This window comes from Chryseobacterium sp. C-71, from assembly GCF_020911865.1.
Classification (GTDB): Bacteria; Bacteroidota; Bacteroidia; order Flavobacteriales; family Weeksellaceae; genus Chryseobacterium.
In genome coordinates this window covers 1,707,788-1,721,411 of sequence record NZ_CP087131.1, presented here as the reverse complement: position 1 = coordinate 1,721,411, position 13,624 = coordinate 1,707,788, and the positions used below count along the sequence as shown (strand labels likewise).

Annotated in this window: 10 protein-coding genes; 4 read left to right on the top strand and 6 right to left on the bottom strand. The window is 34.2% G+C overall.

Annotated elements, in window-relative coordinates; translation table 11 throughout:
• The first annotated feature begins 36 nt into the window (after window positions 1-36).
• Window positions 37-2,178 carry a S9 family peptidase gene (locus LNP04_RS07805; protein ID WP_229985961.1) on the top strand — a complete coding sequence of 714 codons (2,142 nt, stop codon included), beginning with the start codon at window positions 37-39 and terminating at the stop codon, window positions 2,176-2,178.
• A gap of 208 nt (window positions 2,179-2,386) precedes the next feature.
• Window positions 2,387-3,406, top strand: a complete 1,020-nt coding sequence (locus LNP04_RS07800; RefSeq protein WP_229985960.1) for an LLM class flavin-dependent oxidoreductase — start codon at window positions 2,387-2,389, stop codon at window positions 3,404-3,406.
• A gap of 12 nt (window positions 3,407-3,418) precedes the next feature.
• Here the strand turns inward: LNP04_RS07800 and LNP04_RS07795 are convergent, their stop codons facing one another.
• The 4 genes from LNP04_RS07795 to LNP04_RS07780 form a co-directional block, all read right to left on the bottom strand.
• The gene (locus tag LNP04_RS07795) at window positions 3,419-4,336 is read right to left on the bottom strand and encodes an IS982 family transposase (protein ID WP_407928602.1); all 918 of its coding nucleotides are present in this window, start codon (window positions 4,334-4,336) and stop codon (window positions 3,419-3,421) included.
• 167 nt (window positions 4,337-4,503) lie between these two features.
• On the bottom strand, window positions 4,504-7,542 hold the full coding sequence (locus tag LNP04_RS07790; RefSeq protein WP_229985959.1) for an AAA family ATPase: 3,039 nt from the start codon (window positions 7,540-7,542) through the stop codon (window positions 4,504-4,506).
• Between the two features lie 190 nt (window positions 7,543-7,732).
• Window positions 7,733-8,944 carry an exonuclease SbcCD subunit D gene (locus LNP04_RS07785; protein WP_229985958.1) on the bottom strand — a complete coding sequence of 404 codons (1,212 nt, stop codon included), beginning with the start codon at window positions 8,942-8,944 and terminating at the stop codon, window positions 7,733-7,735.
• Between the two features lie 2 nt (window positions 8,945-8,946).
• Window positions 8,947-9,108 carry a hypothetical protein gene (locus tag LNP04_RS07780; RefSeq protein ID WP_229985957.1) on the bottom strand — a complete coding sequence of 54 codons (162 nt, stop codon included), beginning with the start codon at window positions 9,106-9,108 and terminating at the stop codon, window positions 8,947-8,949.
• A gap of 800 nt (window positions 9,109-9,908) precedes the next feature.
• On the opposite strand from LNP04_RS07780, the gene LNP04_RS07775 reads away from it, so the two are divergent.
• Together LNP04_RS07775 and LNP04_RS07770 are read left to right on the top strand one after the other, a co-directional pair.
• Window positions 9,909-10,160, top strand: coding sequence for a VF530 family DNA-binding protein (locus LNP04_RS07775; protein ID WP_229985956.1), 252 nt, complete (start codon window positions 9,909-9,911; stop codon window positions 10,158-10,160).
• Window positions 10,161-10,293: 133 nt separating this feature from the next.
• Window positions 10,294-10,794, top strand: a complete 501-nt coding sequence (locus LNP04_RS07770; RefSeq protein ID WP_229985955.1) for a peptidylprolyl isomerase — start codon at window positions 10,294-10,296, stop codon at window positions 10,792-10,794.
• Between the two features lie 62 nt (window positions 10,795-10,856).
• Here LNP04_RS07770 and LNP04_RS07765 read toward each other — a convergent pair whose 3' ends face one another.
• On the bottom strand, window positions 10,857-11,234 hold the full coding sequence (locus LNP04_RS07765; protein ID WP_229985954.1) for a YchJ family protein: 378 nt from the start codon (window positions 11,232-11,234) through the stop codon (window positions 10,857-10,859).
• Window positions 11,235-11,417: 183 nt separating this feature from the next.
• Window positions 11,418-13,562, bottom strand: a complete 2,145-nt coding sequence (locus LNP04_RS07760; RefSeq protein ID WP_229985953.1) for a M3 family metallopeptidase — start codon at window positions 13,560-13,562, stop codon at window positions 11,418-11,420.
• Window positions 13,563-13,624 lie beyond the last annotated feature (62 nt).

Below are 13,624 nucleotides of genomic sequence, written 5' to 3'. Positions count from 1 at the left end.
TTTATTTCTTACTTTTGACAGATTCAATTTTATACAATGCAATTACATAAATTTTCTTTATTGATGGTTGTTTTGGGCGGAACTGCTTTTGCGCAGACCCAAAAGTTCACCATGGCAGAAGCAGTCAATGGTATGCGAAGCAATCTGGCGGTAAAAAATATTTCTCAGTTTTCATGGTCTGCTGATAATAAGTCATACATTCAGGCAGTGAAAGGCGGATATCTTTTGACAGATCTGAAGACCAGCAAACAGGATACTTTGATTTCTTTATATCAATTAAATAAAAGTTTCGCAGACAAAAAGCTGAAAGGTCTTCCACCGGTAAAGTTCACGAGTAATTCAAACGCTTATTTCTCAACCAACAATCAGATGTATTGGGTAGAAAAATCAGGAAATGAGTGGAAAGTGAAACGCTCTGCAGCATTGGGAGATAATCCGGCGAATGTGAAAACTCTTGCTGATAATCAGACTTTGGTGTATACAAAAGGAAATAATTTATTCATCAACAAAAACGGAAAAGAAGTTGCGGTAACGAATGATACCAACGAAAATATTCTCAATGGAGCTTCCAACGTTCACAGAAACGAATTCGGAATCGACAGCGGAATTTTCCCTTCTCCCAATTCAGAAAACATTGCGTTTTACAGAATGGATCAGACGATGGTTGCAGATTATCCCATCATCGACTGGTCTGTAACTCCTGCAGTGAATACCAATATTAAATATCCAATGGCAGGAAAAACTTCTCACGAAGTCACGCTTGGAGTATATAATATTAAAAATGGATCAACGACTTTCTTAAAAATTGAAGGTGAAAAAGATCAGTATTTAACAGCAATTACCTGGAGTCCCGATTCTAAATTTATCTTTGTCGGAGTTCTCAACAGAGGCCAGAATCATTTAAAAATGAATCAGTATGACGCTGTGACAGGAAATTTAGTGAAAACTTTATTTGAAGAAACCGACAGCAAATATGTTGAGCCTCAACATCCGTTGTTGTTCTTTCCAAATTCAAATACAGATTTTATCTGGCAAAGTCAAAGAACGGGTTACAATCACTTATTCCATTACAGTTTAGAAAAAGGTTTGATTGCTCAAATGACAAAGGGAGATTGGCTGGTTACCGATATTTTAGGATTTAATGAGAAGAAAAAAGAAATTTATTACGTTTCTACTCAGGAAAGTCCTACAGAAAGGCATTTATATAGAATCAATTGGGCAACATTCAAAACGCAGAAATTAGACAATGCAGAAGGAATGCACATAGCAGTTCTCAGCAGTGATGGAAATCATTTGTTTGATTCTTACAGCAATACCAATACGCCGAGAGTTGCCAATATCATCAATACGACAACATTAAAATCAACGAATCTTCTGACCTCAGAAAATCCGCTGAAAAATTATCAGCGTCCTGAAATTAAAAATATCAATCTAAAAGCTGATGACGGAACTTTACTGTACGGAAAAATCATTCTTCCGACCAATTTTGATCCGAATAAAAAATACCCTGTTATCGTTTATCTGTACAATGGTCCACATTTGCAGTTGATCACCAACAGTTTTCCGGCTTCAGGAAATCTTTGGTACGAATACATGGCACAAAACGGATACATCATTTTCACAATGGATGGGAGAGGTTCTTCAAACCGTGGGATGAAATTTGAGCAGGCAGTATTCAGAAATTTAGGAACGACCGAAATGAACGATCAGTTGCAGGGTGTAAAATATCTAAAATCACTTCCGTATGTAGATTCTGAGAGATTGGGAATCCATGGGTGGAGCTTTGGTGGTTTTATGACGACAAGCTTTATGCTTCGTCAGCCGGATGTTTTCAAAGTGGGGGTTGCGGGTGGACCTGTAATCGACTGGAGCATGTACGAAATCATGTACGGGGAAAGATATATGGATTCTCCACAGGAAAACCCACAAGGTTATGCAACATCAAATCTTTTGGATAAAGTTCAGAATTTAAAAGGAAAACTGTTGATGATTCACGGTGCGCAAGACGATGTAGTGGTTTGGCAGCATTCTATGAAATTCATCAAGTCTGCAGTTGACAACGGAGTTCAGTTAGATTATTTCGTTTATCCAGGACATCCACACAACGTGATCGGAAAAGACAGAGTGCACCTGATGCAGAAAGTGACTGATTATTTTGATCAGAATCTGAAGAAATAAATTTAAATCCAGTCTATTTTTAGATTGGATTTTTTTATTCTAAACTTAAACACAAATAGATACTAATTTTTTCACGAACTATACTAGTATTAAATTGTGAAATTTGTGAAAAGCATTTGTGACATTAATGTTTGAATGTACGTTCTTACCAAACATCAACGTTTTTAATCATTCATTACCCTAATTTTGTCCTATAAATATCAACAATATGGAATTAGGAATAGGAATGTTTGGCGACTTAGGTTTCGACCAAAATACCGGAAAATATAAAGATGCAGGAATTAAGATCCGTGAAATTATCGACCAGGTAAAACTCATGGATGAAGTTGGAATTGATGTCTTCGCAATGGGAGAACATCACCGTCCAGATTATGCAGTTTCCTCACCTGAAATGGTTTTGGCAGCGGCGGCAAGTGTTACCAAAAACATTAAACTGGCAAGTGGAGTAACAGTTTTGAGTTCGTCCGAACCGGTAAAAGTATATGAAGATTTTTCAACTTTAGATCTGATCTCAGATGGTAGAGCAGAAATTTATGTCGGTCGTGGAAGTTTTATAGAATCATTTCCTTTGTACGGTTATTCCTTGAACGATTACGAAGAATTGTTTGACGAAAAATTAGAATTGTTATTAAAAATAAATTCGGAAGAAAACGTTTCATGGTCAGGGAAACTTCGTGCACCGATGCAGAATCAAACCGTGTATCCAAGAGCGAAAAATAAAGGTAAGCTTCCAATTTGGAGAGCTGTTGGCGGAACTCCACAGTCGGTTTTAAGTGCGGCACAATTGGGAATGCCTTTAGTAGTTGCAATTATTGGAGGAATGCCAATTCAGTTCAAAAACTTAATTGAATTTTACAAACAGGAATACCTCAACGCAGGTCATCCAGAATCTGAAATGCAGATCGCAATTCACTCGCATACTTTTGTAAGTGACGATCAAAATGTTGTAGATGGATATTTCCATAATTATAAATCTCAAATGGACAGAATCGGGAAATCCAGAGGTTGGGCGCCTTACACGAAGATGCAATATGAAGGCGGCAGAGCAAAAGAAGGTGCTTTATTTATTGGGAATACAGATCATGTTGCTGATAAAATAAACTACATGAAAGAAATTTTCGGGATTACGAGATTTATCGGTCACATGGATGTCGGAGATCCTGCTCACGATATCATGATGAAATCTATTGAATTGTTTGGCGAAAAAGTTGCCCCAAAAGTAAGATAACCTGAGTTCGGTTTAAGCAAAATTTAAAAACAATTGACCATCATTTACTTTTTTTAAGTTTAATGATGGTTTTTTGGGGAAGAAACAATAAGCAGTTAAGCTCCCCAAAATATTCATCATAAAATTACTAACACTTCTGTGGCGAGTATGTTCCACTTGACAATGGTTCTTTAATTCATCATTGATCGTTTCAATGATGGCTCTTTTTCGGAGCAAAATTTTGTCTTCCATTTTCATAATATGATTCTTCATATTCTTACGAAGTTTAGTAAAAAGCTGGATTCCATCAGCAAAAAGCATTTCCCAAAGAGCCTTGGAAAGATATCCTTTATCGGCAAATAGTTTTCCAAAAAGCTGCTGCGTCATTTTTTTGATATGCTTTGGGTTTCTGTCATCAATATTTCCTTTCGTTATATAAAAGGATAAAAGTTCTCCCTTTTCATTACAAACCAAATGCAGTTTAAACCCATAAAACCAACCCATCGAAGATTTTCCTCGCTCTGCCAAACCTTTGAAAACTTTGTGATTGTGAATCCTTTGGTTTCTGCAAACTTTCAAAGTTGTGCTGTCCATAAAGCTGATTCCAGTACATTTACCCAGACATTTTTCTTTCAAAAATAAGGCAAAAACCACAAAGCTTCTTTGCTGAAGTTCTATAAATCTATTGTAGGAAAGGGCTTTGGGAAACAAATTATTCCAATAACCACAAACTATTTCCTGATAATAATGCTTAAATGTTTTGTGTGCACCCAGATGAAAACCAATCATAATCGTAATAATTTCAGAATCCGACATCATAGATCTTCTGTTTCTTCTCTTCTTTTGGTCGCCGAGCGCCTGAAATTTCATGTGTTTGATTTGGAAATCAAATTCTTTACAGAAATCATCAACTTGTACAAAAATATTTGTAATTTGGTCTTTCAAAATCATAAGCAATAGTTCGTTTAAATATTTGAATGTTAGATACTTGAATATACGAATTATTGCTTTTTATTGCAAATTTATTTTGTATTCTTATCCCGAACTCAGGTTAAGATAATAACACAAGCTACTAAAGCTAACCCTTTCAGCATTTCAAACGCCGAAAGGGTTTTTTGTTACACAATCTCAATCAAGCTTCCCCTTTCCTCATCTTTCGTAATATGTAGTGAAACCGGAATTTTCTCTTTCAGCTCTTCGACATGAGAAATAATTCCCACAATTCGGTTTTCTTTCTGAAGATTCATCAGTGTTTCAAAGACGATATTCACCGATTCCAAATCTTGCGTTCCAAAACCTTCGTCGATGAAAAAGAAATTTTTCTCCGATTGCGAATTCGTCTGCACACTTTCGGCCAAAGCCAGTGCAAGGCTCAATGAAACCTGAAAAGCTTGTCCGCCGGAAAGCGTTTTTACACTTCGGCTTCGGCCTTCATTCAGATAATCAACGATTTCAAAATCATTGCTTTCGTTCAACTGTAAACTTAGTTGATTTCTTGTCATTCGATGAAAACGAACATTGGCGTGGTCACATAACTGACGAAGATAAATGGAAGAAACGTACTGCACAAAACCTGCTCCTTTAAAGAGATTGGTCATTATTTTCAGATTTTCTGAGCGTTTTTGAAGTTGTGCTAAATCTTTTAAAAGACTTTCTTTTTTCTTGAATTCTTTTTCCAGTCTTTCGATTTCTGTCGTAATTTTTACTACAGAATCATTTGCATTTTTTAAATCAATTTCAAAAGCTTTAAACTGATTTTCAGTTTCTGCAAACTGTTCTTCATCAAATGAAAAATCTTTGAGCTTGATTTCCAGATTAATAATGTCATTTTTTACAATTTCAAACTGAATTTTGAATTGCTGAATGATATTTCTCGTGTCCGGAACATTAATTTCCTGCAGTAGAATATTTTTAACAGCATTTTCGTCATTGAAATTATTATCAACTAAGGATTTCGTTAAAATATTTTCATTTTCTAAACTCTCTTTTTCTAATTCTGTAACTCTCTTTTCTAATTGATCGACAATTGTTTTTTGCTCGGCTAATTTTGGCGAAATTTCTTTTTCTTCTTTAATTAATTGCTGATAATTCTGTTCTGTTTCGAGATTAGATTGCGAAAGTTTAATGTAAATTTCTTCAACATCAGCAATTGTTTTTTCTCTATAATCAATCCATTGCAAAACTTTTAAATTAGCTTCATTTGTTTTGATTTGCTCTTCTTTTTTTGCCTCATCAAGCCTGAATTTTTCTAAAGCCTTATTATAATTATCAAGATTTTCTCTTTCCTTATCCAGATTTTTTTGTTCAAAACCTATTTTTTGATTGAGTTCATCGATTTGTTTTTCTATTGAGAAAGATTGCTGACGTTTTTCTTCAAAATCATTTTGATTTTCAGCATTAAATTCTGTCCAGATAAAGCTTTTTAAATGTTCTTCAATGTTGATTTGAATTTGCTTTACAATCTCTTCTTCAGATTTCAATTGTTCCTCAAAAATCTTTTTTCTGTCAAGTATTTTTTCGATTTCTAAAGATTGTTTTTGAATTTGATCTTTTTGAGTTTCAATCTGTTCAATTTTTTTCTGAATTTCGTTTAATTCTGAATTTACATCGTCAAATTCTACAATATTTGGATGCTCCAAAGCACCACAAAGCGGACAAGATTCTCCGTCGTGGAGTTCACTGGCAAAATGTGCTAATTTTTGTTGAACTTCAAGATGATTTCGCTTTTCAGAAAGTGTTTTCTTCTGGTTTTCTAAAGTTTCAATCTGAGCTTTAAAATCATTTTTAAAGGTTTCAAGATTGATTTCAAAAGGTTTTAATTCCTCTGAAATTCTTTCAGTTTCAAGTTTTTTTGCATTGATTTTTTCTACCTGACTTTTTAAAGATTCTTCTAATTTTTTCTTTTCTGAAAACCAATTTCCTACATTTAAAAGTAAATTAGAATCTAATTTTTTAGGCTTTAAGAAATCAATTTGTTTAGAAAGTTCCTGAGCTTTTTGCTGAATTAATTTTTGATTTTCTTCAACTTCTTTTACTTTTTCTGAGCCCTTTTTTGTTCGTTCTTTTAGAGTTTCAATTTCGTCTGAAAATGTCAGCATTTGCAGCATCAGACTCAAATCATTCTCCTGAATTTTTGATTGATGTAAAGCTTCATATTTTGGCTGAATTGCCAAAAGTTTATTTTTAATGTTTTCAAATTTTCCTTCAGTTTCCTGTAAATTTTTAAACTGATGTTCTTTATTTTTCAACTGCTCCGAAATTTCTTTCTGAAGCTTATTTTTTTCAGTTATAATCGGTGTGAAGATTCTGAAAACTTTATCAAAAAGTTCAGTTTTGGTTTCTAATTCATCAATGTTTGTCTTTTGAATGCTAAGTTTTTCAAAATCTGTTTTTTTCTGTTTCAGCGATTCAAAATCTGTTTTTAAATTTTTAAGCTGCTGGTATTTTTGTTCAATATTTTTAAACTGAATTTTTACCTCTTCAAATTTCTGCTGTTCAGTTTTTAAATTTTCTTTTTGAACCAAAATTTGTTCTTCATTCACTTCCTCAAAACCTTTCAGCTGACCTTCCAACTGATCGAGCTCTGATCTGTTTTTAGCATTTAAAGCTGAAACATTATTCTGTAAATCAAAACGCTGCAGGCTGAAGATTTCCTTCATCATATTCGTGCGGTCAGCTGCGCCAAGCTCTAAAAATTCTTTAAACTGACCTTGCGGAATGATGATGGTTCGCTTAAAATTCGCATAACTCAATCCAATTATTTTTTCCGCATTAGAATGATCCAGAGGAATCCAGCTTTCATTTTTCCATTCGTAAAAGTTTACCGTGGGCGTTTTTACATCTTCGAAATTTTTAGAATTACGTCGGAATTCTCTTGTCGCACGGAATTTTTTATTCTCATAATTAATAAAATCAAACTCGATATACGATTTGTTTGATTTCAAATTCATCATATTGTAAGCACGTTTGTCTCTTGCGTTGAGACGTTCTGTTTCGCTGTATAATGCAAAAGAAATGGCTTCCAGAATAGAAGATTTTCCGGAACCTACCGAACCGAAAATTCCAAATAAACCAGCTTCTGTAAGATTTTCAAAATTAATTTTCTGGCGTTCCTGATAGGAGTAAAGACCTTCTATGGTAAGTTGAATTGGAATCATACAATTGGTTGTTGATAGTTTTTGGTTTTTAGTTTAAAAAATAAATTTAAAATTTGAACCATTAAGGACATTTAAGAAGTTGAGAATAGTTAAGGCTTTGCAAGCAAAGCGAAGAGTACTATCTTAAGAAATTTATTTCCCTTAAATAAACTTAACTTCTTAAATCCATCTTAATGGTTTATAGTATGGATTATTTCTCAGAGCTAACAATTTCATTAAACAAATTAATTAATTCTTCATTTGCTTCCTGACCGCCATTTTTGGATTTAAAATAATCATTGAATAAAGATTGTATATCCTGATTTAAATTAATGTCACCAAGCTGATTTTCATTAAAATCCTGATTTCTGATTTTCGGGATCAAATGCACAATTCCGGAATGAGATTGATAAATGAGTTTTCTTTCATCGGCTTTTAAAAAAGTTTCGCTTTCTATAGTCAGTTCAACTAAAGTATTTGGATTTTCTTTAAGCCATTTAATCGTATTTTCAATCGAATCAAATGTTTTTCTGACGAGTTGTTTACCGTTTTGTAAAGCGATTTTCTCAAAAGTTACCGGCTTATTAGGTTCGGCTTCAATAATGGAAACGTATTTTGTTTGTCCGGTCTCGCTAAAGCTGTAGCAAAGTGGAGAAGACGAATACACCACAGGTTTTTCTTCCGTTCCAATATTCTGAAAACCATGCAAATGTCCCAAAGCCGTATATTGAATCTGGTGTGGAATAATATCTGAAAAAACAAGGTCTGCATTTCCGATTTTTATGGGTTTTTCACCTTCGGGTTCTTCTAAAATGGGTGCGCCTTTTTTGTTCATATACAAATGAGTCATCAAAAGATTGACTCCGTTTTCGTTACAGAATTTATCGGCAGTTTGCTTCCAGTTTTCTCTCAGAACATTGTTGAGCTCTTCTTCCTTATTTTCTCCGAAATATTCTTTTAAACGAACTTCATTTGCATAAGGTGTATGCAAAATTCTGACAGGGAAATTTTGGTTTTTAAATTCTAATTCGATAAAACCTGCTGCTGAATTTGATATTTTAAAATGTTCCAATTCAAAAGGATTGATAGCAGCTTTTGGATATCCAATTAAAATAATTCCGCATTCACGGGCTAAAGGATCAGGAGCGTCAATCAGACTCGGAGAATCGTGATTGCCTGAAATAGCAATGACAGGACGTTTTCCGTTTAATGATAAACGTTTTAAAGTTTTATAAAAAAGTTCTGTCGCCTCTACACTTGGATTGAAATTATCGAATAAATCTCCTGCAATCAAAACCAAATCGACGTTGTGCTGATCGGCAATCTGAATGATTTCGTCCATCACCAAAATCTGTTCTTCCAATCTTGAAAAACGGTCGAGACGTTTACCTAAATGCCAATCGGCGGTGTGTAAGATTTTCATCTTTAATCTTCGTTTTGTTGATCTTCGGCTGATTTTTCTTTTCTATTTTCGCGCATTTCTTTCAGACGGTTTTTTCTTTTCAGTTCAGCTTCCTGAATTTTACGCTTCTTGTTGGCAATTTTCTTATTGTGAATTTTTTTATTGGCATCTGTATTTCTACTCATCTCAACTTTATTTTTGGTAAATTTTACTTTAAAATTGGTATTGCTAAATTAATCTATTCTGTAGAGAAAACTTTGTTTCAGATGGTATTTCAATATGCATATCTGTAATTTATCATAGTTCTTAATTTAACGCAAGGTCAAACAAGGAATTTTTAAATATTGCCCGTCCTTAAGTTATATAAAGGCGTTAACTCAACAAAGAAATACAAAGTATTTTTAATTATGACAGATTGCGGACAATCGTATATTCCAATATTTAATTCTACAGTTTTTTATTCAAAAGTAATTTTTATTTAGCTATTTCGAGAATGGAATAAAATCTTTGGTCGTTCAAAACAACCTAGTTTGTAAGTTCCGGAGGCGTATTTTGTTTAAAACAGCCTTGTTTGTAACAAAATGCAGTTGCAGTTGGTTTGTTTCAAGTTGTTTGTAACCAAATGCAGAATACTTTTATTTAAAATAACCCTGTTTGTAACAAAATGCAATTGCAGTTGGTTTGTTTCAATCTTGTTTGTGACTTCCGGAGCTTGCATTTTATTTAAAACAACCCTGTTTGTAACCAAATGCAGTTGCAATTAGTTTGTTTCAATGTTGTTTGTAACCAAATGCAGAATACTTTTATTTAAAATAACCCTGTTTGTAACAAAATGCAATTGCAGTTGGTTTGTTTCAATCTTGTTTGTGACTTCCGGAGCTTGCATTTTATTTAAAACAACCCTGTTTGTAACCAAATTCAGTTGCAGTTAGTTTGTTTCAATGTTGTTTGTAACCAAATGCAATTTTATCTCTATTTTTACAAAATGGAACAACAATCTAAAGATCCTTTACACGGAAAACGTCTTGATACCATCCTTGAAGAACTGGTGGAATATTATCAAGGTTTTGAGGAGTTAGGAAAACAAATTAATATCAAATGTTTTACAGATAACCCAAGCATCAATTCTTCTCTGAAGTTTTTACGAAAAACAGATTGGGCGAGGACAAAAGTGGAGAGTTTGTATTTGTATGTTTTGAGGCAGAAGAAAAAACAGGCGAGAAATAAAGAAGAATAGACTTCGGATCGCTTCAGCTTGATATTTATGACATATTAAATAATGGGTTGAAGATGATGATCTTTTGAATCATTTCAAAAACCTTATCTTTGTGCCGTTTAATCGTGAAAAAAAATCACGCAAAAAAAGAAATATGACTATTGATAACAATCATGTGGTAGCTGTAAAGTATATTCTTCACACTATCGAAGAGGATGGAAGCAAAATCCTTGTAGAAGAAACAACTGCAGAAAATCCGCTTACATTTTTATATGGTTTGGGAATGATGATTCCTAAATTTGAACAAAATATCCACGGTTTGAAAGCTGGTGATACTGCTGCTTTTGTGATTCAGCCGGAAGAAGCTTATGGTGAAAAGCAAGAAGATGCGATTGCTCAGTTGCCAATCGATATGTTTGGAGAAGCGGGAATTCCACCAGTGGGAGCTATTTTGCCTTTGTCTGATAACGAAGGAAATAATTTCCAGGCTTTTGTGGTAGAAGTTACACCAGAAGTTGTTATCGCAGATTTAAATCATCCAATGGCGGGGAAAGTTTTAGATTTCCAGGTTGAAATTTTAAATACTCGTCCTGCAACTGAAGAAGAATTGTCTCACGGTCATGCTCACGGCATTGACGGAAACGAAGCTCATTAATCAAAGTATTTGAATAATATAAATGTCCGATTTTTTGATCGGACATTTTTTTTGTTAAATAATTAGTCTAAAAATTCTCCCGAAACATAATACCAACGGTTTTGAATCATTTTGAAGAGCGATAATTCGTGGTGAATTTGGTTTTGTCCGTCTTCATCAGTATAATGTGCTTTGAATTCTACTTTATTCATCGATGGTTTGTCTACGATTTCCAGTTTTGTCCATTCATTGATTTCTCCCCATTCCTGCAAATCTTTTGTATTGTGAAACTGTCTTTTTCCGGGCGAAGTTGTTTCCATTAAATATTTTCCATTCGGAATGGCAAATGCAGAAAATCTTGAACGCATCAATGCTTCGGCAGTTGGAGCAAATTTTTCTCCGGTGTGATAAGGTTTACAGCATTCTTCGTAGGTTTTTCCGGAGCAGCAGGGACAATTCATTTTTTTAAATTTTAAAAGGCAAATTTACACGAATATTTTTTCGCAAATAATATCTCTCCCACAGATTGCACAGATTTCCACGGATGCTTGCGTTATATTTTAATCTGTGCAATCTGTGGGAGATTAAAAAAAACACTACCATTTGAAAACAAAAAGCATCCAAAAAATGAATGCTTTTAAAATTTATTTAATAAAACCTCTGCTTCTCAACAACGGTTTGATATCCGGATCGTGTCCTGTAAAATCTCTGAATGCCTGATTCAAATCAACAGAATTTCCTACAGAAAGAATATATTTTCTGAAACGGTCACCATTTTCTCTTGTCAAGCCACCGTTCTTTGAAATCCATTCCCAAGCGTCATTGTCTAAAGTTTCAGACCACAAATAAGCGTAATATCCTGCCGAATATCCTCCGCCCCAAATGTGTGCAAAATAAGGAGTGTGATATCTTGGAGGAACGGTTGCCAAAGTAAATCCGTGATTATTTAAAGATTGTTTTTCAAAATCTAAAACAGGAAGCAATTGCCCGTCGTTCGTTACAGAATGCCAATCCATATCCAAAGCTGCAGCAGAAACCAATTCAGTCGTCATATAACCTTGATTGAAAGTTGCTGCTTTTTTAATTTTATCAACCAAAGCCTGTGGAATAGGCTGTTTTGTTTCGTAATGTAAAGCGTAGTTTTTCAAAACAACAGGATCTAATGCCCAATGTTCATTAATCTGAGAAGGGAATTCCACAAAATCTCTCGGAACATTAGTTCCTGAAAGTGATGGGTATTTCTGGCTTGCAAACATTCCGTGAATGGAGTGACCAAACTCATGGAAAATTGTTGAAACATCATCAAAACTGATTAATGAAGGTTTACCCGGAGCAGGTTTTTGGTAATTGTAGCAGTTTACTATTACAGGCTTTGTTCCCAATAAATAGGATTGCTCAACATAATTGCTCATCCAAGCTCCACCGCTTTTAGAATCCCTTGTGTAGAAATCAAGATAATAAATAGCGATAGATTTTCCGTCATGATCGAAAACTTCGTAGGTTACAACATCTGGATGGTATACAGGAAGATCGGTTCTCTTTTTGAAAGTTAATCCGTAGAATTTTTCGGCAGCGAAGAAAACTCCTTTTTCCAAAACGGTCGTGATTTCAAAATAAGGTTTGATTTGGTTTTCATCTAAATCAAATTTGGCTTTTCTCACCTGTTCAGCATAAAAATTCCAGTCCCAAGGTTCTACTTTGAAACCTCCTTTCTGCTGATCAATCAAATCCTGAATATCTTTTGCTTCACGTTTTGCTGTTTCTACAGCAGGAGTTGCGACTTGATTCATCAGTTTTACAGCAGCTTCAGGTTTTTTTGCCATCTGATCCTGTAATTTCCATTCTGCGAAACTTTTTTTGCCTAAAATCTGAGCTTTTTTAAGTCTAAGCTTGGCTAATTTTTCAATCGTTTCTCTTGTGTCATTTCCGTCGCTTTTTTCAGCTCTTGTCCAAGAAGCTTTGAATAGTTTTTCTCTTGTTGCTCTGTTTTTCAGGTTTTGCAAAAGAGGTTGCTGTGTTGTATTTTGTAAAGCTAAAAGATATTTTCCGGGTTGTCCTGCAGTTTTTGCATCACTTGCTGCTGCCGAAATTTCGTCAGCGGAAAGTCCGTCTAATTCTTTTGCTTCAGAAAAGAAAACACCACCTTGCTTTCTCGCTTCCAATAATTTATTGGAATATTGAGTGGAAAGAGAAGCCAATTCCTGATTGACCTGCTTTAATTTTTCTTTGTCAGCCGAAGACAGATTGGCTCCTGCGATTTCAAAGTTTTGCTTATAAAACTGTAATAATCTTTTGCTTTCAGAATCTAAACCGTTTTCTGTGATTGATTTAATTCTTTTATAAAGATTTTCATTCAGATACATTTTGTCAGAATGAGCCGCGAAAATAGGAGCGTACTCTTCGTCTAATGCCTGTAATGTAGGATTTGTATTTGCACTCGTCAGATTTGAAAATACAATCATCGCTCTTTTTAAAACTTCTCCGCTTTTCTCCAATGCAACGATTGTATTGTCAAAAGTTGCAGTTTCAGAATTGTTGGCGATTTTTAAAATCTCTGCATCGTGCTGTTTTAAACCGAATTCAAAAGCGGGTTTAAAGTGCTCGTTTTTAATTTTATCAAATTCCGGGGTTTCGTATTGAAGCTTGCTTTTCTTCATAAACGGATTGGAAGAAAGCGAAGAATCAGGAACAGGAATTTCCTGTTTTATGTCGTTTGTTTTCATTGTGGTAGTACAAGAATAATTGAATGCCAAAGCAGAAACTAACAATACTGATGAAATGTTTTTCATAGGTAGATTATATATGCTATCGCCTATCTTCATAGGTGATTTTATTATTAAAGTCTAAAGAT